The sequence below is a fragment of the Streptomyces sp. NBC_01296 genome, assembly GCF_035984415.1.
Lineage (GTDB): Bacteria > Actinomycetota > Actinomycetes > Streptomycetales > Streptomycetaceae > Streptomyces.
In genome coordinates this window covers 6,613,559-6,637,548 of sequence record NZ_CP130720.1, presented here as the reverse complement: position 1 = coordinate 6,637,548, position 23,990 = coordinate 6,613,559, and the positions used below count along the sequence as shown (strand labels likewise).

Annotated in this window: 17 protein-coding genes; 7 read left to right on the top strand and 10 right to left on the bottom strand. The window is 74.3% G+C overall.

Features of this window, described 5'->3' with window-relative positions:
- Window positions 1-34 precede the first annotated feature (34 nt).
- Together OG299_RS30210 and OG299_RS30205 are read left to right on the top strand one after the other, a co-directional pair.
- A complete protein-coding gene (locus OG299_RS30210; RefSeq protein ID WP_327363179.1) occupies window positions 35-2,998 on the top strand; it encodes an ATP-binding protein in 2,964 nt (987 codons plus the stop codon).
- Window positions 2,999-3,033: 35 nt separating this feature from the next.
- On the top strand, window positions 3,034-4,281 hold the full coding sequence (locus OG299_RS30205) for an FAD-dependent monooxygenase (RefSeq protein ID WP_327363178.1): 1,248 nt from the start codon (window positions 3,034-3,036) through the stop codon (window positions 4,279-4,281).
- Window positions 4,282-4,349: 68 nt separating this feature from the next.
- Here the strand turns inward: OG299_RS30205 and OG299_RS30200 are convergent, their stop codons facing one another.
- From OG299_RS30200 to OG299_RS30165, 8 genes are all read right to left on the bottom strand, one after another.
- Window positions 4,350-5,435, bottom strand: coding sequence for a Zn-dependent alcohol dehydrogenase (locus OG299_RS30200; RefSeq protein WP_327363177.1), 1,086 nt, complete (start codon window positions 5,433-5,435; stop codon window positions 4,350-4,352).
- 40 nt (window positions 5,436-5,475) lie between these two features.
- The gene (locus OG299_RS30195) at window positions 5,476-6,888 is read right to left on the bottom strand and encodes an aldehyde dehydrogenase family protein (protein ID WP_266630709.1); all 1,413 of its coding nucleotides are present in this window, start codon (window positions 6,886-6,888) and stop codon (window positions 5,476-5,478) included.
- A gap of 103 nt (window positions 6,889-6,991) precedes the next feature.
- On the bottom strand, window positions 6,992-8,494 hold the full coding sequence (locus tag OG299_RS30190) for a CitMHS family transporter (RefSeq protein WP_327363176.1): 1,503 nt from the start codon (window positions 8,492-8,494) through the stop codon (window positions 6,992-6,994).
- Between the two features lie 73 nt (window positions 8,495-8,567).
- A complete protein-coding gene (locus OG299_RS30185) occupies window positions 8,568-10,865 on the bottom strand; it encodes a molybdopterin-dependent oxidoreductase (protein ID WP_327363175.1) in 2,298 nt (765 codons plus the stop codon).
- A 1,000-nt stretch (window positions 10,866-11,865) separates the two neighbouring features.
- Complete coding sequence (locus OG299_RS30180; RefSeq protein WP_266630703.1) at window positions 11,866-12,486, bottom strand: TetR/AcrR family transcriptional regulator; 621 nt, start codon at window positions 12,484-12,486, stop codon at window positions 11,866-11,868.
- 35 nt (window positions 12,487-12,521) lie between these two features.
- Entirely contained in the window at window positions 12,522-13,820 is a 1,299-nt protein-coding gene (locus tag OG299_RS30175) for a hypothetical protein (protein WP_266630701.1), read from the bottom strand.
- 235 nt (window positions 13,821-14,055) lie between these two features.
- Entirely contained in the window at window positions 14,056-14,880 is an 825-nt protein-coding gene (locus tag OG299_RS30170; RefSeq protein WP_327364623.1) for a cupredoxin domain-containing protein, read from the bottom strand.
- 295 nt (window positions 14,881-15,175) lie between these two features.
- Window positions 15,176-17,305, bottom strand: coding sequence for a right-handed parallel beta-helix repeat-containing protein (locus tag OG299_RS30165; protein ID WP_327363173.1), 2,130 nt, complete (start codon window positions 17,303-17,305; stop codon window positions 15,176-15,178).
- A gap of 207 nt (window positions 17,306-17,512) precedes the next feature.
- On the opposite strand from OG299_RS30165, the gene hmgA reads away from it, so the two are divergent.
- Both hmgA and OG299_RS30155 read left to right on the top strand, forming a co-directional pair.
- Complete coding sequence (gene hmgA / locus OG299_RS30160) at window positions 17,513-18,835, top strand: homogentisate 1,2-dioxygenase (protein WP_327363171.1); 1,323 nt, start codon at window positions 17,513-17,515, stop codon at window positions 18,833-18,835.
- Window positions 18,836-18,880: 45 nt separating this feature from the next.
- A complete protein-coding gene (locus tag OG299_RS30155) occupies window positions 18,881-19,630 on the top strand; it encodes a GntR family transcriptional regulator (RefSeq protein ID WP_266630695.1) in 750 nt (249 codons plus the stop codon).
- Window positions 19,631-19,729: 99 nt separating this feature from the next.
- On the opposite strand, the gene OG299_RS30150 is transcribed toward OG299_RS30155, so the two are convergent.
- Window positions 19,730-19,894, bottom strand: a complete 165-nt coding sequence (locus OG299_RS30150) for a hypothetical protein (protein ID WP_266630693.1) — start codon at window positions 19,892-19,894, stop codon at window positions 19,730-19,732.
- Between the two features lie 169 nt (window positions 19,895-20,063).
- Between OG299_RS30150 and OG299_RS30145 the strand changes: the two genes are divergently transcribed.
- On the top strand, window positions 20,064-21,197 hold the full coding sequence (locus tag OG299_RS30145; protein ID WP_327364622.1) for a type ISP restriction/modification enzyme: 1,134 nt from the start codon (window positions 20,064-20,066) through the stop codon (window positions 21,195-21,197).
- A 124-nt stretch (window positions 21,198-21,321) separates the two neighbouring features.
- Here OG299_RS30145 and OG299_RS30140 read toward each other — a convergent pair whose 3' ends face one another.
- The gene (locus OG299_RS30140) at window positions 21,322-22,056 is read right to left on the bottom strand and encodes a TetR/AcrR family transcriptional regulator (protein ID WP_266630691.1); all 735 of its coding nucleotides are present in this window, start codon (window positions 22,054-22,056) and stop codon (window positions 21,322-21,324) included.
- A gap of 63 nt (window positions 22,057-22,119) precedes the next feature.
- Between OG299_RS30140 and OG299_RS30135 the strand changes: the two genes are divergently transcribed.
- Together OG299_RS30135 and OG299_RS30130 are read left to right on the top strand one after the other, a co-directional pair.
- Window positions 22,120-23,127, top strand: a complete 1,008-nt coding sequence (locus OG299_RS30135; RefSeq protein ID WP_327363170.1) for an ATP-binding cassette domain-containing protein — start codon at window positions 22,120-22,122, stop codon at window positions 23,125-23,127.
- Entirely contained in the window at window positions 23,124-23,912 is a 789-nt protein-coding gene (locus OG299_RS30130) for an ABC transporter permease (RefSeq protein WP_266630687.1), read from the top strand. Before OG299_RS30135 ends, OG299_RS30130 begins: the two co-directional genes overlap by 4 nt.
- The last annotated feature ends 78 nt before the right edge of the window (window positions 23,913-23,990 follow it).

The following is a 23,990-nucleotide window of genomic DNA, read 5'->3' as shown; positions in this document are numbered from 1 at the left end:
ATCAACTGATCGGCTCCGGTGGATAATCACCGGCATGCTGTTCGGAATCCTCGGTGAGACCCGGGCGTGGCACGACGACGGGGCCGAGGTTCCGCTGGGCGGACCGGCCCGCCGCGCCCTGCTGGCCCTCCTGCTGACCCACCCGGGAGAGGCCGTGTCGGCCGACCGGCTGGCCGACGCCGTCGACCCGGACGGGACGCTCTCGGCGCACGCCCTCCAGTCCCAGGTGTCCCGGCTGCGCAAGGCCCTCGGTCCGGGGGCCTCGATCGAGCAGGCCGGAGCCGGCTACCGGCTCGTGGTTGCGCAGGAGGACGTGGACGCCTGCCGGTTCGAGCGGCTGGCCCGGGAGGGACGGGCCGCGCTGCGCGCCGGCGACGCCGAGCGGGCCGTCACGCTGCTGCGCGAGGCGCTGGGGCTGTGGCGGGGACCGGCCCTGGCCGGCCTCGCCGAGAGCGAGGGCGCCCGACCTGCCGCCGTACGTCTGGAAGAGCGCCGGCTCGGGGCGCTCGAAGACCGGATCGAGGCCGAGGGCCTGCTCGGCGGGCACCCCGGCGCCGTACCCGAGCTGCGCGAACTGGTCGGCCGCCATCCGCTGCGGGAACGGCTGGCGGGGCTGCTGATCCGGGCACTGTTCGCCGAGGGGGGCCCGGCCGCCGCGCTGGTGGCGTACGAGGAGACCCGGCGGCATCTGGCCGACGAGCTGGGCACCGACCCCTCCCCCGAACTGATGGCACTGCACCGCGAGTTGCTGAGCGCCGACCCGGCGCCGGCCCCCACCGCGCCGCCCGCGCAGCTGACGGCGTTCGTCGGGCGCGCCGGCGAGGTGGCCGAGGTCGCGGGTCTGCTGCGGACGGCCCGGCTGGTCACGCTGACGGGTCCCGGCGGCGTCGGCAAGACCCGGTTGTCCGTGGAGGTCGCGGGGGCCGCCGGCACCGGGGCCGCGCCGGACGAGGTGTGCTTCGTGGAGCTGGCCCCGCTGCGCGACGGCGCCGGCCTGCCGCAGGCGCTGCTGAGCGCGCTCGGCCTGCGCACCGCCGGGCTGAGCACGGGCGACAGCGGGCAGACGCCGGTCGACCGCCTGATCGCAGCGCTGTCGGACCGGATGGTCCTGCTCGTCCTGGACAACTGCGAGCACGTCGTCGACGAGATCGCGGCGCTGGCGGCGCGGCTGCTGGCGGCCTGCCCGCGGCTGCGGGTCCTGGCGACGAGCCGGGAGCCGCTCGGCATCATCGGCGAGAGCCTCTGGCCGGTGCGGCCGCTCGACGGCGACGCGGCCGTACGGCTCTTCACCGAGCGGGCCGGCGCCGTACGGCCCGGTTTCACCGCCGACCCCGAGGTCGTGCGGCGGATCTGCGCGGCCCTCGACGACCTGCCCCTGGCCATCGAGCTCGCGGCGGCGCGCATCCGGACGCTGGACGCCGACGAACTCGCCGGACGGCTGGACGACCGGCTCGGGGTCGCGGCCCGCGGCAGCCGGGGCTCCGACGAGCGCCACCGGACGCTGCGCTCGGTCGTCGCGTGGAGCTGGGAACTGCTCTCCGCGCCGGAGCAGCGGGCCGCACGGCGGTTCACGGTCTTCGCCGGCGGCGCGACGGCCGAGTGCGCGATGCGGGTGTGCGACACCGACGGCGAGACGCTGGAAGCGCTGGTCGACAAATCGCTTCTGGAGTTCACGGGCGGCCGCTACCGGATGCTGGAGACGATCGGCGCCTACGGCGGAGAACGGCTGGATGCGGCGGGCGAACGCGATGCGGTACGGCGCGCCCATGCAGGGCGCTTCCTGGAACTGGCGCGGACCGCCGACCCGCATCTGCGGCGGGCCGAGCAGTTGGAGTGGCTGCCCCGCCTCACCGCCGAGCACGGGAACCTCCTGGCGGCCCTGCGCTGGGCGGTCGAGTCGCCGGACGTGCGGGCGGGCCTCGAACTGCTCGCCGCGGCCTCGCACTACCTGTGGATCCGGGGCATCTCCGCCTCGGTGGCGCCGCAGGCGATCAGGCTCCTGGACGCGATGGGCCCGGTGCCGGGCGAGGCGATCGGCGAGGCGATCGGCGGCGGGACGGGTGAGGCGCCGACGGGGGGCGCGCTCGGCGAGGAGTACGTCCTGAGCGTGCTGCTGGCGGCGTCGGGCGCAGCCGGGCGGCCGGTGTGGCAGCGGCACCGGGCGGCGGCCGGGCAGGCGCTGGCCGCCGCATGGTCGGGTGCCCGCCCGGGCCGCTACCCCGTCGGCCTGTTCCTGTGGATGATGCGGAACGCGGGAGAGGCCGACGCGCAGAGCGCCTTCGCGCTCGTCTCCGCCCAGCGCGACTGCCCCGAACCGTGGGCGCGGGCCGCAGCCCGGTACGTGTCGGGCTTCGGGCCCCTCGGCGAGGGGGACGCCGCCCTGGCCGAGGAGACCTTCGGCGCCGCCGCCCGGGGCTTTCGCGCGCTCGGTGACCGCTGGGGCACCGCCCTGGCCCTGGACACCCTCGCCGGTCTGGCGGGCGGGCGCGGTGACCACGTACGGGCCGTCGCGCTCACCGACGAGGCCCTCGCGCTCACCGAGCAGCTCGGCGCCCTGGAGGACAGCGCCGACCTGCTGGTCAACCGGGCCGACCACCGCGTCGGCGAGAACCCGGCGTCGGCCCGCGCCGACTATGCGGAGGCCGCCGCGCTCGCCCGCCGCGCCGGCAGCCCCACCGGCCTGGCGGCGGCGCTGCGCGGACTGGCGGACATGGCCCTGCTGGACGGGGACCCGGCCGGCGCCGAGCGGCTGTACGAGGAGGCACTGGAGCGGGCCGACCCGCACTGGGTCAAGAGCGTCGGCACCCGGGTCCGTACGCTCGCCGGCCTCGGCCGCACCGCCGAGGCGCGCGGCGACCGCGCCGCGGCCCGGGCCCGCTACCGGGCGGCCGCCGAGGCGGCGTCGGGGACGGGGGCCGACACCCGGGAAGCGCTCCACCTGCTGGGCCTGCCCGCGAACGTCGCCGAACGCGTCGTCGAGGCGGTGAGCGCGCGGTGAGCACGCGGTGAGCCCTGCCGTGGAAGCTCACCTGCATGGACACCACAGAGACGAAGAACCTCAGCGTACTGATCTCCGGCGCCTCCGTCGCCGGCCCCGCGCTCGCCCACTGGCTGACCCGGTACGGCTTCACCACCACGATCGTGGAACGCGCGCCCGCCCTCCGCGACGGGGGCTACGCCGTCGACTTCCGCGGCGAGGCCCATCTGTCGGTCCTCCGCGGCATGGGCCTCCTGGACGCCGTCGAACGGGCCCGGACCGGCATGGGCTCCATGGCGTACGTCAACAGCGCGGGCAAGCCGCAGGCACAGCTGCCCGCCGATCTGTTCGCCGGAGACGTCGAGATCCTGCGCGGCGACCTGGCGCGGATCCTCTACGAAGCGACCGCGCCGCACACCGAGTACGTCTTCGGGGACTCCGTCACCTCGCTCACCGAGGACGCCGACGGTGTGAACGTCACCTTCGAGCGCGGCGCGCCGCGCCGGTTCGACCTGGTGATCGGCGCGGACGGGCTGCACTCCACCACCCGCCGCCTGGCGTTCGGGCCGCAGGAGCGGTTCGTACGGCACCTCGGTGTCCACTGCGCGATCTTCACCACGGCCAACCGGCTCGGGCTCGACCACACCGGACACGCCTACCGGACCGCGGGCAGGCTCGTCGCGATGTACAGCGCCCGCCACAACACCGAGGCCAAGGCCGTCTTCTACTTCGCCTCCCCGCTCCTGGACCTCGACCGGCGCGAGGTCGCGCGGCAGCAGGCCGTGCTCGCCGAGCAGTTCGCGGGCAACGGGTGGGAGAGCGACCGGCTGCTGGAGGACATGCGGTACGCGCCCGACTTCTACTTCGACTCGGTCGGGCAGGTCCGCATGGACTCCTGGAGCCGCGGCCGGATCGCCCTGCTCGGCGACGCCGCCCACTGCCCCTCGTCCCTGTCCGGCATGGGTACGGGGCTCGCCCTGGTCGGCGCGTACGTACTGGCCGGCGAGCTGGCCGCGGCGCGCGGAGACCACGGTGTCGCGTTCGCCCGCTACGAGGGCGAACTGCGGGAGTACGCGACGGGCTGCCAGAAGATGGGCGACGGCGTCGCCGGGCTCATGGTTCCCGGGAGCCGCCTGATGGCCACGCTCCTCAACCGCTACTACAAGGTCATGCCGTATCTGCCGGGGAAGGACATGGCGGCCAGGATCGCCCGCAAGACCGCCGAGAACATCACGCTGCGGGACTACAGCCGGTGGGACCGGCTCCGGCCGCGGACGCCCGCCCTCCCGAAGGCGGGAGGGTGAGCGCTCCGCGGCGACGCGGCGCCGTGTCCTACGGCCGGACCCCGTGTCCTATGGCCGGAAGCGGTGTCCTACGGCTGGAAGACGACCAGCGAGCGGCCGCCCTTGCCGGCGATCATCGCGTCGAAGGCGGCCGGTATGCCGTCGAGGGTGATGCGGTCGGTGACCAGGGAGCCGAGATCGAGACGGCCCGCGCGGACGTGGTCCGCGATCACCGGGAGATCGCGGGCGGGGTCGCTGTTCCCGTAGACACAGCCGGTGAGGGTGCGGGCGAAGTGGAAGATCTCCATGGAGTGGAAGGTGACCTGCTGCTTCTTGCCGCCGATGCCGACGACCGTGGTGCGGCCGCCGCGGCGGGTGGAGTCCCAGGCCCCGCGGATGGTCTCCGCCCGGCCGACGCACTCGACGGCGACATCGGCGCCCTGGCCGCCGGTGAGGGCGCGGATCTGCTCGGCGGTGGTGTCGGAGGCGAGCACGAAGTCGGTGGCCCCGGCCGCGCGGGCCAGCTCCTCCTTGGCCGGGGAGACGTCGACGGCCACGATCGGGCCCGCTTCGGCGATCCGCGCGGCCTGGAGGGCGGCCAGGCCGACGCCGCCGACGCCGAAGACGACGACGGACTCGCCGGGACGGACCCGGGCGCTGTTGAGCACGGCGCCGTAGCCGGTGAGCACCGCGCAGCCGAGCAGGGCGGCCTCGGCGAGCGGGATCCCGGCGGGCGCGGGCAGCACGCAGTTGGCCGCGACGACCGTCTCCTCGGCGAACGCGGCCACGTTCAGCCCCGGGTGCAGCGGCGTGCCCTCGGCGTCGTGGGCGTAGACCGCCCCGACCCCGGTGAGCGCGTTGGCGCAGAGCCAGACCTCGCCGATCGAGCAGTGGTGGCACTCCCCGCAGGACGGGGACCAGTTGAGCACCACGCCGTCGCCGGGGGCGACGTGGGTGACGCCCTCACCGACGGCGAGGACCGTGCCCGAGCCCTCGTGGCCGAGGACGGCGGGGACGGGCACCCTCATGGTGCCGTCGGTGAGGGAGAGATCGGAGTGGCAGACACCGGCTGCGGCGAGCCGCACCCGGACCTGGCCGGGGCCGGGATCGGGCAGGACTATCTCCCGTATCTCCAGCGGGGCTCCGACGGCGGGCAGGATGGCGGCGCGGACCATGGTCGATTCCGTCTCTCGGGGCTCAGAACTGCAGGGCGGCTCAGAATTGCAAAGACTTGGTCTGGAGGTACTCGGCCAGACCGTGCGGGCCGAGCTCGCGGCCGACACCCGACTGCTTGTAGCCGCCGAAGGGTGCGAGCGGGTTGAAGCGGCCGCCGTTGATGTCCACCTGGCCCGTGTCCATGCGCCGGGCGAAGGCGACGGCGGTCTCCTCGTCCGCCGCCCACACCGCGCCGCCCAGCCCGTACACGGTGCCGTTGGCGATGCGCAGGGCCTCGTCCTGGTCCTCGTACGGGAGGATCGACAGCACCGGGCCGAAGATCTCCTCCTGCGCGATCGTCATCTCGGGCGTGACGTCGGCGAACACGGTCGGGGCGATGAAGTACCCGTGCTCGTGCGGCGCGTCGGGGCCGCCGGCGACGAGGCGCGCACCCTCCTCGACACCCTTGGCGATGTATCCGCGCACGCGGTCGCGCTGCTTGGCGTTGACGACCGGGCCGAGGCGGGTGCCCGGGTCGCGGGGGTCGCCAGAGGGGTACGAGGCCACGGTGGCCGCCGCGAGCGAGACGGCCTCCTCGTACTGGTCGCGGTGGACGAGCATCCGCGTGAGCGCGTTGCAGCTCTGGCCGGAGTTGTTCATGACGTGGCCCACGCCCGTCGCGACGGCCTTGGCGAGGTCGGCGCCGGGCAGGATGACATTGGCCGATTTTCCGCCGAGCTCGAGGGCGACGCGCTTGACGGCGGCACCGGCCGTGGCGCCGATCTGCTTGCCGACCGCGGTGGAGCCGGTGAAGGAGACGAGGTCGACCCCTTCGTGCGCGGCCAGCGCCTGGCCGGCGACCGGGCCGGTCCCGGTCACCAGGTTGAACACTCCGGCCGGGATGCCCGCCTCGTGCACGGCCTCGGCGAAGAGCTGTGCGGTCAGCGGGGTGTCCTCGGCCGGCTTGAGGACGAGGGTGCAGCCGGCGGCGAGAGCGGGTGCCACCTTGGCAACGATCTGGTGCAGCGGGTAGTTCCAGGGCGTGATGGCGCCGACGACACCGACCGGCTCCATCAGCACGGTGGAGTTGCCGATCCGCTCCTCGAAGGCGTACGAGGCCCCCAACTCGGCGAACGAGGAGGAGACCGCGATCGGCGCCCCCACGTGGACCATCTCCGAGAAGCCCCGCGGAGAGCCGAGTTCGGCGGTGATGATCTCGGCGAACTCGTTCTTGCGGGCGATCAGCACGTCGCGCAGCGCCCCGATCAGAGCGGCCCGCTCGGCCGGAGCCGTGGCCGCCCAGCCGGGGAACGCGGCACGGGCCGCGCGTACGGCCGCGTCCACGTCTTCGGCGTTGCCGGCCGGCACCCCGCCGATGACCTGCTCATCGGCCGGGTTGACCACCTCGATCCGGTCCCGTCCGGCGGCGGGCCGCCATGCGCCGCCGATGTACATCCCGTCATGGGCCTTCATGGCATTCCTCCCGGAGCACGCACGAGCGCGCAGAGACCTGACCTCGTTCGACCACCCTACAAACTAGCGTCGGTAGTTTTCGGCGCGCCAGGGGTGTCCGGGGTCAGATGATGCCGAAAAGCATCCCTGCCGCGAGGACGACGAGGGAGGTGAGGACCGCCCACTTCACGGTGAACCGGGTGTGGTCGCCGAACTCGACCTTGGCCATGCCGACGAGGACGTAGACGGCGGGAACCAGCGGGCTGGACATGTGCAGGGCCTGGCCGACCAGCGAGGCGCGGGCGATCTCGAGCGGGGAGACCCCGTGCGCGGCGCCGGCCTCGGCCAGGACGGGCAGGACGCCGAAGTAGAAGCCGTCGTTGGACATGAAGTAGGTGAGCGGCAGGCTGAGCAGGCCGGTGACCAGGGCCATGTGCGGACCCATGCCCTCGGGGATGGCGCCGACGAGCCAGTCGGCCATGTGCTTGACCATGCCGGTGCCGCTGAGGACGCCGGTGAAGACGGCGGCGGCGAAGACCATGCCGGCGACGTTGAGGACGTTGTCGGCGTGGGCGGCGATCCGCGCCTTCTGGTCGGGCATGTGCGGGAAGTTCACGGTGAGGGCGAGGGCCGCGCCGAGGAGGAAGAGCACGGGGATGGGCAGCAGCTCCATGATCATCGTGGTGAGGAGGGCCACGGTGAGGCCGGCGTTGAACCAGTAGAGGCGCGGGCGGAGGGTCGCACGGCGCGGATCGAGGCCCTGGAAACCGCCTTCCGGCGCGGCGGAATCGGGCACTGGGCCGGAGTCGGAACCGGACCCGGCGCCCGTACCAACGGAGGCGGGGGCGGAGGTGGAGGTGACGGAGGTGGCGGTGGCGGACTGCTTGGCCGGGGCAGCGGTCCCGGCCTCGGCGGACCCGGGGGCGCCGACGAGCAGCCGCTCCTCGGCGGGCTCGGGAGCCTGCCCGGGCACCTCCTCGGACACCTGCTCCGCGTCGCCGGGGAGGACCAGCGTGCCGATCCGGCGGCGTTCCTTGAGCCCGAGGACGTACGCGAGGACGAACACGCACAGCAGGCCGACCGCGAGAGCGGGGATCATCGGGACGAAGACGTCGGAGGCGTCGACCTTGAGGGCGGTGGCGGCACGGGCCGTGGGGCCGCCCCAGGGCAGCGTGTTCATGACGCCGTTCGCGGTGGCGGCGACGCCCGTCATGACCACCAGGCTGAGGCCGAGCCGCTTGTAGAGCGGGTACATCGCCGAGACGGTGATCATGAAGGTGGTCGAGCCGTCGCCGTCGAGGGAGACGATCGCGGCGAGGACCGCGGTGCCGACCACGACCCGCACCGGGTCCGCCTTGCAGAAGCGCAGGATGCCGCGCACGATCGGGTCGAACAGGCCGACGTCGATCATCACGCCGAAGTAGACGATGGCGAACATCAGCATCGCGGCGGTCGGCGCGAGTTTGCCGACTCCGTCGATGACGTAGTCGCCGAGGTGGGCGCCCTTTCCTGCGAACACGCAGAACAGTGCGGGGATGAGGACGAGCGCCGCGATGGGCGACATTTTCTTCATCATGATCAGGACCAGGAAAGTGGCGATCATGGCGAAGCCGAGGAAGGTCAGCATGCAGGGAACGTAGGTGCCGCCTCCTTACGCCAACAAGACGTCGACGCGTGAGCAATACGAGCAAAACCCCAGCTCAGGGCAGGGGTGTCAGTTCGACGGGGAAACCGTTGAGCACCGCCGTGCCGGACAGCGGGTCGAGCCGGGAGCCGTCGAGGAGCTGGTTGACGTTGGCGCCGGGCGCGGCGGAGGCGACGGAGAGCCGGGCCCCGTCGCGGTCGTGGCCCCAGCCGTGCGGCAGGCTCACCACGCCGGTGCGGACGGCGTCGGTGACCTCGACGGGGACCTCCAGGCTGCCGCCGTCGGCGGTGATCCGGGCCAGGCCGCCCGCGGTGAGGCCGAGCCGGTCGGCGTCCTCCGGATGCACCTGGAGGGTGCAGCGGTTGGAACCTCCGGTGAGGGCCGGGACGTTGTGCAACCAGCTGTTGTTGGACCGCAGATGGCGGCGGCCCACGAGCACCAGGGCGGCGGGGCGGTCGGCGAGCGCCGCGCGCAGCCTGGGGAGCTCGGCCGTGATCGGGTCCGGGAGCAGCTCGATCCTGCCGCTGCGCGTCCTCAGCACGCCCGGGAGCCGGGGCCGCAGCGGGCCCAGGTCGATGCCGTGCGGGTGCGCGAGCAGTCGCTCCAGGCTGAGCCCCTCGCCCCCGCCCGCGCCTGTACCTGCTCCCGCGTCGGGGGCTGGGGCGGGGTCGGGCTCGGGGTCGGGGTCGGGGTCGGCGCCGAACCGGTCTCCGTACGGCCCGAGTCGGAGCATCAGGTCGAGCCGGCGCTCGGGGCCGCTCTCCCCGGTGAGCAGGCCGGCCAGGCGCGCCGGGTCCTGCCCGTGCAGGGGGGAACGCGGATCGGCGGTCTCCTTGGCGAGGGCGCCCTGGATGACCATGTCGTCGACGGCGCTCGGGGCGGCGGTGCCGTACATGCCGGAGACGGCCAGGACGAGGCGGGCGTGGATCTCGCACTCGTCGAGCCGGCCTGCTTCGAGCGGGACGGCCGGGCGGGTGTAGCGGACCTGGTTGCGGATGGCGAACCCGTTGAAGGCGAAGTCGTGGTGCGCGCTCTGTGAGGGCGGCGGCGGAGGCAGTACGACGTGGGCGTGGCGGGAGGTCTCGTTGAGGTAGGGATCGATGCTCACCATGAAGTCGAGCCCGGCCAGGGCCGCGTCCAGGCGCCGCCCGTCGGGGGCGGACAGCACCGGGTTCGCTGCGATGGCGATCAGGGCGCGGATCCGCCCCTCCCCCGGCGTCTCGATCTCCTCGGCCAGGGCGGCGATGGGCAGTTCCGCCTTGGCCTCGGGGTGGCCGCTGACCCGGCTGCGCCAGCGGCCGAGGGTGAAGCCCTTGCCGGGCCCGGCAGGGCGCGGCCGCGGGCCGGCGGCCGGGAGCGGGAAGAGGACTCCCCCGGGCCGGTCGAGGTTGCCGGTGAGGGTGTTCAGTACGTCGACCAGCCAGCTGGCGAGCGTGCCGTACTCGACGGTGCAGCTGCCGATCCGCCCGTAGACGGCGGCGGTGGGCGCGGCCGCGAGCTCGCGGGCGAGGTCGCGGATCTCGGCGGCTGTGAGGTCGCAGGCGGGGGCCACGGCCTCAGGAGTGAAACTACCGAGCGCCTCGGCGAGTTCCCCGAGGCCGTCGGTCCGCTCCTCCAGCGCGCCGGGGGCGGCGAGTTTCTCCGCGAGGAGGGTGTGCGCGAGGGCGGCCAGCAGCAGGGCGTCGCTGCCGGGACGCGGCGCGAGGTGCCGGTCGGCGAGCTTGGCCGTACGGGTGCGGCGCGGGTCGACGACGACCAGGGTGCCGCCGCGGGCGCGCAGCGCCTTGAGCCGGCCCGGGAAGTCGGGGGCGGTGCACAAGGAGCCGTTGGACTCGACGGGGTTGGCACCGAGGAGGAGCAGGAAGTCGGTGCGGTCGAGGTCGGGGACCGGGATCGCGAACGGGTCGCCGAAGAGGAGCCCGCTGGAGACGTGCTTGGGCATCTGGTCGAGGGTGCTGGCGGTGAAGAGGTTGCGGGTGCCGAGGGCCTTGAGCAGGAGCGGCGGGTAGAGGGCGCCGGCCATGGTGTGCACGTTCGGGTTGCCGAGGACCACGCCGACGGACTGGGCTCCGTACGTCTGCACGAGAGCCGGGACCGCGGCGGCAATCGCCTCGTACGCCTCCTCCCAGGTGGCCTCCCGGAGCCGTCCGTCGCGGCGGACCAGGGGGGTGCGCAGCCGGTCGGGGTCGGCGTCGAGCGCGCCGAAGGCCGCGCCCTTGGGGCAGATGAAGCCGCGGCTGAAGACGTCGTCGCGGTCGCCGCGGGCGCCGGTGACGGCGGTGCCCTCGATGGTGAGCGTGAGGCCGCAGGTGGCTTCGCAGAGGGGGCAGATGCGCAGGGCGGTGCGGGGCATGGTCCCTCCAGGGACGGCAGGCTGCGGCACGAACACGCGGGCACTCACGAGCATACCGACCGGTAGGCATGGTGGGGAGGGGGGTGCGACGGGCGGCGGCGGATGTCACGTCGCGCCCCGGGCGAGCGGGCCGCACGGCCTCAGGGCCGGGGGGTGGGCACCGGACGAGGCGGGGGGCCGGGCCGGGCCCCGCAGACGCCGGGCTCGGCGGGACGGGCAGGCCCGCGAACGCGGCGGAAGGGGCGGGCGCCCGACGGGTCGCATCGGACCCGGCGGGGCGGGCACCGATGGGCCAGGCCTGTGAACGCGCCCGAGGGGGAGGCGCCGGACGAGTCGGGGGGCGGGCCGGAGCCTCGCGAGCATCCCTCGGCGGGGGGACGCCGGGACGCCGGGGGCGGGCTCTCGAACGTGCCGCAAAGGGCAGGCACCGGGGCAGGGGCCGCGGTTGGGCCTCGTGGGCTCCGGCAGCGCAGTCGGGCAGCCCAAGCCCCGGCCCGTCCGGCGCGTTCGCGGGCCCGCCCCCTCGGCGCCTGTTCGGCGTCGGGACCGTGAAGCCGCGCCCCGTGGGGCGCCCGCCGCTCCTCAGGCGCGCGCGGGCTTGCTTGCCCGGCCGGGCAGCCGGCGCTCGCGATGGCGCGAGGAAGGGGTGGGCGGAGGCACGGCCCCACGGGGCGACGGAGGGCAGGGCCATGGGGGGCGCTGCTGCGCCGACCCCCGGGGAGGGCGTCGAAGTACCGCGCCCTCGCCGACCCCCGGGGAGGGCGTCGAAGTACCGCGCCCGGGCGACGCACCGGCAGGCGTACGGGCGCGGGCGCCAACGGGTGCCACGGGCGGCGGGCGGGGGCGGCGGCGGGCGGGCGCCGGATGGGGCGGCAGGCTCGGACGCCGGGTGGCGGGCGGGAGCGGCAGGCTGGGCGGGAGCGGCAGGCGCGGGCGCCGGGCGCGGGCGGGAGCGGCAGGCGCGGGCGGGGAGCGCGGGCGGGGGTGGCGGCGGGGGTGGTCAGTCCAGGGCGTGGGCGAGGTAGGCGTGCATCATCGTCCGGGTCTCGGCCACGATGCCCGGGTCGCCGGCCGGGTCGGCCCGGAAGGCCAGCTTCGTCAGCGCGTCCGTGGCCTCGACGGCGACCAGGACCGCGCGCTCCAGGGTGGCGTCCGGGGTCAGGCCGAGGTGCGCGCCGAGGAGTTCGGTGAGGCGTACGGCGACCAGCCGGTTGGGGTCGGCGGCCGGGCCCTCGGCGGGCGGGACGGGCACGCCGAAGTCGACGAGCGCGAAACCGGGGACGGTGCGCTTCATGGCCAGGTACTCGTCGAGGACGGCGTCCACGACGGGCCGCCAGTCGCCGGCCGGGAGGGCGGCGAGGCGGTCCGCGATGCCTTCGGTGTACCGGTCCAGGTTCCGGTGCGCGAGGGCGATGGCCATGGCGCGCTTGTTGCCGAAGAAGCGGTAGACCGAACCGATGGGCACGCCGGCGCGCAGGGCGACGGCCCGGGTGCTGAGGTTCTCGTACCCGGTCTCGTCCAGGAGTTCGGCGCAGGCGTCGAGGATCCGGGCGAGCCGGTCGGCGCTGCGCTGCTGGATCGGCGTACGGCGCAAGGGGTGGGCGGGGGGCACGGGGTCCATCATGCCGCTCCTGGCTTCTCGGTACACCGGCAGTCTCAGTTCAGCAGAAGACCGATCCCCCCGATCGTGTAAGTGATCATGAGCGCGAGCAGCGGCAACTGGCCGGCGACGGCCCTGGCGGGCGGGAAGAGCCGTACGGAGCGGTCGTGGGCCGCGATCACGCCGAGTACGTGGCCGGTGACGACGGCGAGGACCTGGAGGGCGGCGAGAGCGCCGGGGCCCAGTGGTGGCAAGGGTTCCGGGGCGTTGTCAGTGCCGAGTGCCATGCTTACTGTGCGTGGTCCTTCGGTTACCAGGAGGGAGAAGTAATGGGCGACGAGATAGCCGAGTGCGATCGGCACGAGTGAGTGCGCGAAGGCGGTCAGCGGGCCCGGGTGCGGGCCGCAGACGAGGCGGGTGGCCGCCGCGCAGAGGCAGTACAGGGTGGCGACGAGGGCGATGGAAGCGAGCAGTCCGAGCGTGGCCGTGGGGGTGCGGCCGAGGGGGGAGGTCTGGAGGGTGTTGATCCAGGACGGATTGTCGGAGTAGCCGTCGTAGGCGGTGGAGCCGAGCAGGACGCAGACGGTGGCGACGAGTCCGGGCCGCTCGGGCGTCGCGTCGAGTCCGTGGAAGGGGTTGCGGAGGACCAGGCGGCCGTCGCTGCGGCGGCCGAGGGGAGAAAGCCGGGCCAGGAGGGCGGAGTACGCCTCGAAGGCGTCCGCGTCGGCGAACCAGCGTTCTCCGAAGCGGGCGGCGAGCGCGAGGTGGGCGGCGGCGTAGACGGCGAGGGCGGTCAGGAGGGTGGTGGTGGATGCGGGATCCGGAGCGGCGAGTTCGAGCCAGGTGAAGCCGAACAGCCCGGCGGCGGCGGGCCATTGGCCGAGTCGGACGGGGAGGGGGGCGGGGGCGGCCTGACGCCGGGCGCGGGGCAACAGGCGGTACAGGCTGCGGAGCGGGTTGAGCAGGCGCCAGACGGGGCCGAGGAGGAGGGAGGCGGGGACGAGTCCGACCCAGAGGAGGACGTAGACGGCGCCGGGTGCGGGGTTGTGCGCGGGGTCGTCGGGGCCGAGGAGGAGGGAGAGGGGGACGGCGAGCGCGGCGGCGAGGCCGAGTCCGCGCAGGGCGGTACGGGTGGCCGGCGCGTCGGCGATCCGCTCGAGGACGGCGGGCAGGGCCAGGCCTGAGCGGTCGCCGCGGAAACGGGAGGAGGACCAGAGCAGACCGAGCGCGAGGAAGGAGACGAACAGCGCGGCGAAGGCACCGGCGAACGCATAGAAGGGAGAGATCGGCAGATCGTGCTGGGACCCGATCCCGTGCGCGAGCACGGTGAGCGGATCGGCCGGGTGAAGGACCACGCCCTGGCCCCCGCCACCGCCGCCCGCGGCGGGTACGGGACCCGGCCCGACCGGGGTCACCGCGGGCCGCCCGCGCGGCCGTGTTCCCCGCCGCGGAGAGGGAACGGGGCCGGGCGGGTCCGGCTCGGGGTGCGCGCGGGCGGGGTGCGCGCGGGCCGGGTGGGCGCGGACGAGGTGCGCGCGGACCGGACGGGCGCGGGCCAGGCGGGCACGGACCGGGTGGGCGCGGGCCGGGTCACCGGACGAGGAGCTGGGTCAGGACGAGGCGGGACTCGTGGGTCTCGACCTCGAAGAGGCCCGTACGGTCGGCCGTCAGGACCAGGGTGGCCTCCTGGCCTGCCGGCAGGGCGAGTTCCTTGTCGTAGCCGTGGACGTGCAGGGTGTCCGCGCGGTCGCTGGTGACGCGCAGGGCGATGCGTTCGCCGCGCCGCAGCTCGGTGCGGCCGGGGGCGGGGGTGACCTTGCCGTCCCGGACGGTGAGGGTGACCGTGCGGTCGGCCTGCGCTTGCGTCGACGGCGGTGCCGGGGGCGACGGTTGCGCCGACGGCGGGGTGTGGCTGTGGCCGGCCTGGCCGGGGGCGGCGGCGGTGAGCTGAGCGGTGCCCTCGATCGGCTTGCCGGTGACGGCCCAGGCGGTGTGGTCGTCCGCGTAGAGGCGGACGGTCAGGGTGTGCGCGCCCTCGGGGACCTGCGCGGCGGGCAGGTGGAACCAGGGGCCGTACAGCCGGGCCAGCTTCCGCCCGTCGAGCTCCAGGTGTGCGTGGCCGGCGCCCGGGAGGGCGGCGCCGCCGGTGCTGTCGGGGGTGAAGCGGAAGTTCTTCACCGTCAGCTGGAGGTTCCAGCCGTCCTCGGAGTCGGGGCGGGCGGTGAGCTGCACCTCCGGCGCGCCCTCGGCCGGGACCTCGCGGAGCCGGTGGCCGGTGTTGTCCTGGGCGTCCAGCAGGGTGCCGACGCTGCCGGTGGCCTGCTCGTGGCTGGTGCCGGGTTTGTGGTGGGTGGTGGCCCGCCCGCCGCAGCCCGTCGCCGCGCCGCCGGCGAGCAGGAGTACCAGCGCGAGCAGGGCTGCGGTTCGGGCACGCCGCCGGGTCCGTACCCCGACGGGCGGCACCCCGCAGCCGTCGCACCGGATGGGGTCTGCGCTCCGGCCGTCGCTCACTGTGCTCCTCCTTCGGTCGGGCCGTCCCCGCCGCGCCCGCTCCGCCCCACCCCGCAGGACGGTTGGGGGTCTGCTTCGGCATGCCCTCGTGCCGGGCCGCGGCTCCGGCGAGTGGTGGCGGCGGGTGCTGCGACCGGGCTCGGGCCGGTCGGGCGGGTGCCGCCGATGTTGTGCAGGGGACCGGGGCGGGGGCGGGGGGTCATGAGGCATCCGGGGTGGGTTCGGCGTGAGGGGCTGGGGCAGGTCCGGCCGGGACCGGGGTGCGGTCGCCTTCGCGGTCTTCCGGGCCTTCGGGGTCTTCCGGGCCGCCCGGGGTCGGGGCTGGGCGGGAGGCGGCGATCGTGGCCCACAGGGCCCAGGGGATCGTGATCAGGGCGCGGAGCCAGGCGGGGCCGAGCGGGATCCAGGGGATCATCAGGACGGCCTTGTCGAAGGCGTCGAGCAGGGTGAGGGCCGCGAGCAGCAGGGTCAGCCGCGCCAGCCAGGGGCGGCCGGGGCGCAGCGCGATGCCCGCACCCGTCCACCACAGGCCCAGCAGGAGCAGGGCCAGGGCCGGTACGAAGGTGCCCACGAGCGGCATCGTGGAGCCGGCCACGTCCAGGGCCAGCCCGGCCAGGCCGAGCACCGAGGCCGCCGTGCCCAGGCGGGACCCGCGCAGGCGGCGCCACCACAGCACCCCGCCCACGAGCAGCAGCACCGCCGCCACGACCAGCGCGATCTGGGTCTCCACCCGCTCCAGGCCGCGCGCCCCGTACCAGTCGCAGCCGGCCGGCAGCTTGCGCGCCTGCACGCTGTAGTCGGCGCAAACCAGCAGCTGGGCGAGTTTCACCGGTTCGCCGACCAGGCGGGAGGACGCGCCCGACACCTCGCCGTGGCGGTCGCCGCAGTGCGGGAGCGTGCCCGGGGTGGAGCCGTCCGGCCCGGACTGCCAGCAGTTCTCGCGGCCCTGGCCGTCCCACCACACGTCCATGCCGTTGGGGCGGGACGCCCCCGACTTGTCCTTGCCGAGGATGTTGGCGGCGTACCGGTTGTGGTGGGAGGTGTCCGCCTGCTTCGACCACTCCTCCTCGCCGCGGATGAACGCCGGGACGGCCGAGAGGAAGAAGCCCGCGCGCCGGTGCCCGTACACCCAGTTGTTCTCGTACACGTTCCAGTTGCCGCCCGCGGTGATGATGCCGGTGCCCGGCGGCATGGAGATCTGCGGGCACACCACCCCCTGCTCGTAGCCGCGCTCGATCGGCGGCTTGGCGCAGGTGCCGTCGGCGACGTACCCGTAGTAGTCGGCGTTGTTGTCGTGGATCAGGTTCCGCTCGAACTTGGCGTGGTTCTGCGGGAGTCCGGGATGCCCGGGGAAGGCGCTGTCCATGGAGGCACCGCCCATGTTCTGGTCGAACTCGTTGTCATGGACCCAGACGGAGTCGCCGGCCGTGCCCGAGTAGCCGACCATGTTGTGATGGCTGTGGCAGCCGGTGATCTCGATGGAGTAGCGCGGGACGTCGTAGCCGCGCCCGTCGTTGATGTTCGAGGCGCTGCCGGGGTAGATGCCGGAGTCGCCGTTCCCGTACGACTCGCAGTTCTTGTAGAGCCCGTGGTCGCTGGCGAAGGTCAGGAAGCCGTACTCGTCGTTCCACCGGGTCAGCACGTCGTCGATGACGAACCCGTCGCCCGCCAGCACGTACAGCGAGTTGAAGGTGGTGCGCTGCGCGGTGAAGTTGCGGAAGTAGATGCCGTTCGACTTGTCGGCGCGGATGGCGTTCAGCTTTTGGTACTTGGCGTCGATGACGACGTCGAGGCGTGAAGCGCCGGTGCCTTCGATCTGCAGGTCCGTCTTCCCGAGGATCGCGACGAGGTTCTGGTTGTGCCGGCACTGCACCTGCTGCTCGTACGTCAGGATCTGGTAGCCGAGCGAGGAGTTGGGGGCCTTCAATGCCGCGCACTCCCCCGTGGGTGTCGGCAGGGAGGGCTCCTCCTCGTACAGGCCGGGGAGGATCGCGATGTTCATGCCGGGCCGGTCCACGGCGTCGACGGCTTCCTGGAGGTGTCGGTAGCCGCTCTTCTCGCACCGCTCGTACAGGGCGAGGTTGCGCTGCTTCAGCTCCTCGGGGAAGGCGGCGGTCCGGCGTTCGAAGGCGGCCCGGTCGGTCTTGCAGACCAGCAGGTCGGGCTCGGCCTTGCGGTACTGCGGCACGGAACCGGAGCCGTCCGGGAGGGCCACGGGGCGCTCCTCGTGCGCGCCGGCGGCGGGCGCGGCGGCGAGGAGGGACAGGAGAGCGAGGAGGGCGGCGAGGAGCGCCGCCGGCACGGCAGGGAACCTGCGGGTCCACGACATGCGCGTGAGAGTAGAGCAATGTTCACCTTTTTGGATCCCCCGCGGCATCGCGTATCGGCGTCTCGCCTCGCCCGTCGCCGCCACCCGACCCGCCCGACCCGCCCGATCCGGCCATGCACCCGGGAAGCCATTGACGCGCGGGCCATGGAATCCTACTGTCGACCATAGGATTCCTTCGATAGCGACAGCGACAGAGCGGGAGCACCCATGAGCGAGCAGGCCGAGCAGGCCAGGAAGACGGCGGAGGCACTGGAGTACCTCACCGGCTTCGGCAACGAGCACAGCTCGGAGGCCGTACCCGGCGCCCTGCCGCCCGGCCGCAACTCGCCCCAGCGCGCCCCCCTCGGCCTGTACGCGGAGCAGCTCAGCGGCAGCGCCTTCACCGAGCCGCGCAGCCACAACCGCCGCTCCTGGCTCTACCGGATCCGCCCCTCGGCGGCCCACCCGCCGTTCGCCCGGATCGACAACGGCGCCCTGCGCTCCGCGCCCTTCACCGAGGCCCCGGCGGACCCCAACCGGCTCCGCTGGAACCCGCTCCCCGACCCGGCGCCCGGCACCGACTTCCTGGCGGGCCTGTGGACCCTCGGCGGCAACGGCGACGCCACCCAGCGCACCGGCATGGCCATCCACCTCTACTCCGCCAACGCCTCCATGACCGACCGGGTCTTCAGCGACTCCGACGGCGAACTGCTGATCGTCCCCGAGCGCGGCGGCCTGCTGCTGCGCACCGAGCTCGGCCTGCTCAGCGCCGGCCCCGGCGAGGTCGCCCTGATCCCGCGCGGCGTGCGCTTCCGCGTCGAGCTCCTGGACGACGACGCCCGCGGGTACGTCTGCGAGAACTACGGCCGCCCCTTCGAGCTGCCCGACCTGGGCCCGATCGGCGCCAACGGCCTCGCCGCCGCACGCGACTTCCGGGCCCCGGTGGCCGCGTACGAGGACAGCGAGCGCCCGACCGAGGTGGTCAACAAGTTCTGCGGCAACCTCTGGGCCGCCGCCTACGACCACTCCCCGCTCGACGTGGTCGCCTGGTACGGCACGCACACCCCGTACGTGTACGATCTGCGCCGCTTCAACGTCCTGGGCTCCATCAGCTACGACCACCCCGACCCGTCGATCTTCACCGTGCTGACCTCGCCGTCCGACACCCCGGGGCTGGCGGGCGTGGACTTCGTCGTCTTCGCCCCGCGCTGGCTGGTCGGCGAGGACACCTTCCGCCCGCCGTACTTCCACCGCAACGTCATGAGCGAGTACATGGGCCTGATCGAGGGCGCCTACGACGCCAAGGCGGAAGGCTTCGTCCCCGGCGGCGGCTCGCTGCACAACATGATGTCCGCGCACGGACCGGACCGGGAGACCTTCGACAAGGCGAGCGCCGCCGAGCTGAAGCCGCAGAAGATCGACGACGGCCTGGCCTTCATGTTCGAGACCCGCTGGCCGATCACCGCCACCCCCCAGGCGGCCGGCGCCGACCACCTCCAGCGCGGATACGACGACGTCTGGCAGGGGCTCCAGCGCCACTTCCGCGCCTAGTATCACCATGCGCGCCCCTCGCCCCGTCCTAACGGAGAACCACCCGTGACCGCCTTCGCCCCCGACTCGCTGGTGCTCAACCGGAAGCTGCCGCTCTGGTACCAGGTGTCACAGTCGCTGCGCGCCTCGATACTGGGGCGCACCCCGGACGCCTCGCTGCGCCTGCCCACCGAGGAGCAGCTCGCCGAGCACTACGGGGTGAGCGTGCTGACCATGCGCCAGGCGCTCAAAGAGCTGGAGGGCGAGGGGCTGATCAGCCGCCACCGCCGGCGCGGCACGTTCATCGAGCCGGGTGCGCGGCGCGGGGCGCCGGTGCGGCTGCTGGGTTCGGTCGACGCGATCGTGGCGCAGCAGTCGGGCGACCGTACGACGATTCTCGGCGTCGAGCGGACGGCGGTGTCCGGGGAGCTGCTGGAGCACTTCCCGGACACGGCCGAGGTGGTCACGTACCGCCGGCTGCGGCACGACGGCGAGAGCGGCGAGCCGACCAACTGGGTCGAGAACGCGGTCCGCCCGGAGGTCGCCGAGGCGGTGGACCTGGCCGATCTGGCCCGCTGGCCGATGACCAAGGTGCTGCGTGACGTGGTGGGCGTGCGGATCAGCCGGATCACGGACACGGTCGAGGCGCGGCTGGCCGACCCGGAGACGGCCGAGCTGCTCCAGGTGCCGCTGCTCAGCCCGATCCTGCACTACACGGGCGTGACGTACGACGAGGACGGCCGGGTCGTGGACGTGGCACGGATCCGGTACCGGGGCGACCGGTTCTCGTTCACGGTGACCGTCGACGCGACCTGACCGTCGACGCGACCTCACCGCCGGCACCCGACCGCCGGACCGACCTCCGCCTGATTCCGCCCGACCCGTGCCTGACCTCTGCGTCGTACCCGCAGGGGGCTACTTCTCCTCGTCGTCCTTGCTGCGCTCGCCCTCCGCCTGCGACGGCGTGGTCCGCATCGTCTGCGGGTGGTGCCGCTGCATCTTCTCCTTCTCGTCCATGTCCTCGTCGAGCCGCTCGCCCTCGGCCTGCGACGGAGTCGAGTATTCGTCGTACTGACTCATGACCGCCTCCTCGACATCGGAACATATCCGTACATAGGGAGCGTAACTCTCCGGCCTGGACACAGCCCGGCCGCGCCCCTCGCCCGCACCCCCGCCCACACCCCGGCCGCCGCCTGCCGTCGCTACCATCTGCCGGGTGAGCGAAGACGTACCGCTGCTGGACGATCTGATGCCCTGGGCCGTGGGCGGCCTGCGCCTGGGCCGGGCCTGGGTGGCGGCCCCCGACCCCGCGGCCCTGCGCGCCCGCTGGGCGGCCCTGACCGTCGCCGAAGCGGCCGAGCGGGACCGGCTGTTCCGCCCGACCCGGACGCGTACGCCCACCACCGGCGCGGCCGCGCTGCCCGGCCGGCGCTCGCCGTCGACCGCCCGCTTCGCCGATGCGCCGGGCTCCTGCCCCGACCCCGTACGGGTGCTGCGCGATCCCTTCGACGAGCAGTGGCTGCTGCCCGACCAGCGGCTCATCGACATGGCCCGCCCGGAGCTGTGGCGGGTGCTGGACGAGCACCAGCTCTTCGCCGTCGAAACCCCGGAGCTGCTGGTCACCGCGCACCTCCCGGTCGGCCGCCTGGGCCGGATCCGCCCGCTGCACCGGCGCCCCGGCGGCGCCGAGCCCAATCTCGCGCCGGGCCTGCTGCAGCTGCTCGGCGAGCGCTACGGCGGCCGGGTCACCCCGCAGGACGTGCTGTGCTGGATCCTCGCGGCGGGCCGCCCCGGGCCCCGGGGGTACGAGGTCCCGCTGACCGGCGACCCCGGGCGTTGGCGGGCCGGGCTGGAGCTGGGGCACCGGCTGCTCACCGTCCAGCTGCGCGGCGGGCCCGGGCCCGGCGCCGAGCCGCCCCGGCTGCCGGGCGGGCGGCGCCCGTACGTCCGCTCGGCGGTCCAGGCCTGGCCGGACGGGCTCGCGTACGACCCGGAGACCGAGGCGCTGAGCCTCGGGGCCGGGACGGTCTCCCCCGTGCCCGCGGGCGCCTGGGAGTACGAGGTGCAGGGCGGTACGCGGGTACTGGAGGCCTGGTTCGCCGCCCGGACCGCCCACCGGGATCCGGAGGCCGACGGGCTGGACGCGCTCGGGCCGGCCGAGTGGCCGCAGGCCTGGACCTCGGAACTGCTGGCGCTGGTGACCACCCTGGCCCTGCTCGCCGATCTGGCCCCGCAGCGGGCCGCATTCACCCCCGGACCGCTGCTGCCGGCCGCCGGGCTGGCGGCTGCGGGCGTGCTGCCGCCGCCGCGCTGGACCCGGCGCCCGGCCTCCGTACTGGACCACCACGAGGAGGGTCCGGGCGGCCAGTTCGCCCTGCTCTGACGGAACCGGACCCCGCGCGACCGACCGCGCGCCGGCGTCGGCCACCGGCCACCGGCCACCGGCCACCGGCCACCGGCCACCGGCCACCGGCCCAGCCTTGCGTCGGCCCCGCGCAGACCCCGCGTCAGCCCTCCGCCGGCCCCCACGCCCCCAGCAGCCGGGACAGCGAGCGGTCGAACACCGCGCCCAGGTCGGAGGCCGCCTCCGTCACCGGGTGCCCGCCGGTCAGCGCCCCCGCCAGCAGCGGGTACTGGCCGGTCGCCAGCCTCGAGCCCAGCCACGCCATCCGTACGCCCTCCTCGGCGGCCTCGCTCCACGGCAGCGAACGGGCCCGCTCGGCCAGGGCCAGCTCGCTCGCCACGAACGTGGCCACCGTGCCGTTGACCGCGGCGACGAGCTCCAGCTTCTCCGCGCCGGAGGCCTCCAGCGGGACCAGGCAGTCCAGGCTGTGCTCCAGGTAGCGCAGGGCGTTCGGGCTGAAGCCGTGGACCGGGGACAGCAGCCGGGGCAGCCACGGGTGGCGGTGCATCAGCTCCCGCGCCTGGCGGGCGAGCCCGAGCAGGTCGGCCCGCCAGTCCCCGGTCGGCGGGGTCAGTTCGTACTCCCCGCTCACCGCGTCGACCATCAGCTCGTACAGGTCCTCCTTGCGCGGCACGTAGTTGTACAGGGACATCGTCCCGGCGCCGATCCCGGCGGCCACGCGCCGCATGGAGACGGCCTCGATCCCCTCCGCGTCCGCGATCCGCACGGCCTCGGCCGCGATCGACTCGCGGGTGTGCGCGGGCCGGGGTCCGCGGCCGGCGCGCCCCGGGCGGGCCCAGATCACTTCGGGTTGGGCGGGTCGCCCGCTGGCTGCCATCACTCATCACCTCGCCCCCATCCTAGTTACGTACAGCGTACGCAGTGAGGTAGGGTCCACCGTATGACAACTACGTACGCTGTACTTAGTGAAGCTCTGGAGAAGCGTTTCGGCGAGGTCCATGCCCTGCGCGGCCTCGATCTGGCCGTGCCGGAGGGCACGGTCTGCGGCCTGCTCGGTCCCAACGGCGCGGGCAAGACCACCGCCGTACGGATCCTCACCACGCTGACCCGGCCCACCGGCGGCCGCGCCCTCGTCGCCGGCCACGACGTCACACGCGATCCGGCCGCCGTACGCCGCACCATCGGGGTCACCGGCCAGTACGCCTCGGTCGACGGGGATCTGACGGGCCGCGAGAACCTGCGGCTCTTCGCCCGCCTCGCCGGACTGCGCGGGCCGGCCGGGCGGGCCCGCGCCGACGAGCTGCTGGAGCGCTTCGGCCTGGGCGAGGCCGCCGACCGGGTGGCCGGCACCTGGTCCGGCGGGATGCGCAGGCGCCTCGACCTGGCCGCCGGGCTCATCACCCGCCCCCGGGTGCTCTTCCTCGACGAGCCCACCACGGGCCTCGATCCGGCAGCCCGCGAGCACATCTGGACGGCGGTTCGAGCGCTCGCCGACGAGGGCACGACGGTCCTGCTCACCACCCAGTACCTCGAGGAGGCCGACCGCCTCGCCGACGACATCGTGGTCGTCGACCACGGCCGGGCCGTCGCCACGGGCACCCCGGCCGAACTCAAGTCCCGGATCGGCGCGTACGCCGAGGTGACCGTCACCGAGGCCGAGGCGCTCCCCGGCGCGGCCGTCGTACTCGACCAGCTGACCGGCGGCCGGCCCGTACTCGACCGAGAAGGCCTCACCGCCGGGGCGACCGTCCTGGACCGGGGGCTCACCCTGCCCCGCATCATCCGCGCGCTCGACCACGCCGGGGTCCCGGTCACCGACGCGAGCCTGCGCCCGCCCACCCTCGACGAGGTGTTCCTGCGCCTCACCGGGAGCCCGCAGGCAGAGCCGGCGGAGACGACGGGGACGACCGAGCCGACCGAGCCGACCGAGACGGAGTACGCGGCATGAGCACCCTGCTGTCGGACGGCGGCGCCGTCCTCACCCGCCAGCTGCAGAAGGCCCGGCACGCGCCCGCGCTGCTGATCCTCACCCAGACCATGCCGATCACGATGCTGCTCTTCTTCGGCTACGTCTTCGGCAGCGCCCTCGCCATGCCGGGTTCCGAGTACCGCGAGTTCCTGGTGCCCGGGCTGCTCGCCGCCACCGCCGCGAACGGCCTGATGACCGGCATGTTCACGGCCGCGCAGGACGCCCACCGCGGGGTGACGGACCGTTTCCGCACCCTGCCGATGAGCCGCGCGGCCGTACCCCTCGGACAGACCGCCGCCGACCTGCTGACCACGGCGGTCTCCATGGTGCCGGTGATGCTGGTGGGGCTCGCGATGGGCTGGCGGATCGAGAACGGGCTCCCGGGCGCGCTGGGGGCGCTCGGCGTGCTGCTGCTGTTCCGCTTCGCCACGGCGTGGGTGGGGACGTACCTCGGCCTGCTGAGCCGGAGCGAGGAGGCGGCGGGCCAGCTCGGCAGCGCCACCTTCGTCCTGCCGATGCTGTCCAGCGCGTACCTGCCGACCGCCGGACTGCCCGGGTGGCTGCGCACGGTCGCCGAGTGGAACCCGATCAGCGCCGTCGCCACGGCGGTGCGCGCCCTCTGCGGCAACGCGGGCGGCGAGGCCGCGGCGGGCGCCGCCTGGCCGGCGGCGCACCCGGTCGCGGGGGCCGTCGCCTGGTCGCTGCTCCTGCTGGTCCTCTTCGCACCGTCGGCCACCCGCAGGTTCGCGGCCGGCCGGGACTGAGACGGGCGCCACAGGCGGACGAACCGCGCACAGCGTGCGATGTCGACCGCCCGTGTGGTGACAGGCCGGGGTCGCAAC

Excerpts from the sequence above, each read along its gene's own strand:
- OG299_RS30210 (WP_327363179.1), top strand. The coding sequence starts at position 35 with ATGCTGTTCGGAATCCTCGGTGAGACCCGGGCGTGGCACGACGACGGG.
- OG299_RS30195 (WP_266630709.1), bottom strand. The coding sequence starts at position 6,888 with ATGAAGGCCCATGACGGGATGTACATCGGCGGCGCATGGCGGCCCGCC.
- OG299_RS30150 (WP_266630693.1), bottom strand. The coding sequence starts at position 19,894 with ATGAGTCAGTACGACGAATACTCGACTCCGTCGCAGGCCGAGGGCGAG.
- OG299_RS30130 (WP_266630687.1), top strand. The coding sequence starts at position 23,124 with ATGAGCACCCTGCTGTCGGACGGCGGCGCCGTCCTCACCCGCCAGCTG.
- OG299_RS30190 (WP_327363176.1), bottom strand. The coding sequence starts at position 8,494 with ATGCTGACCTTCCTCGGCTTCGCCATGATCGCCACTTTCCTGGTCCTG.
- OG299_RS30205 (WP_327363178.1), top strand. The coding sequence starts at position 3,034 with ATGGACACCACAGAGACGAAGAACCTCAGCGTACTGATCTCCGGCGCC.
- hmgA (WP_327363171.1), top strand. The coding sequence starts at position 17,513 with ATGAGCGAGCAGGCCGAGCAGGCCAGGAAGACGGCGGAGGCACTGGAG.
- OG299_RS30200 (WP_327363177.1), bottom strand. The coding sequence starts at position 5,435 with ATGGTCCGCGCCGCCATCCTGCCCGCCGTCGGAGCCCCGCTGGAGATA.
- OG299_RS30165 (WP_327363173.1), bottom strand. The coding sequence starts at position 17,305 with ATGTCGTGGACCCGCAGGTTCCCTGCCGTGCCGGCGGCGCTCCTCGCC.
- OG299_RS30180 (WP_266630703.1), bottom strand. The coding sequence starts at position 12,486 with ATGGACCCCGTGCCCCCCGCCCACCCCTTGCGCCGTACGCCGATCCAG.
- OG299_RS30135 (WP_327363170.1), top strand. The coding sequence starts at position 22,120 with ATGACAACTACGTACGCTGTACTTAGTGAAGCTCTGGAGAAGCGTTTC.
- OG299_RS30185 (WP_327363175.1), bottom strand. The coding sequence starts at position 10,865 with ATGCCCCGCACCGCCCTGCGCATCTGCCCCCTCTGCGAAGCCACCTGC.
- OG299_RS30140 (WP_266630691.1), bottom strand. The coding sequence starts at position 22,056 with ATGGCAGCCAGCGGGCGACCCGCCCAACCCGAAGTGATCTGGGCCCGC.
- OG299_RS30145 (WP_327364622.1), top strand. The coding sequence starts at position 20,064 with ATGCCCTGGGCCGTGGGCGGCCTGCGCCTGGGCCGGGCCTGGGTGGCG.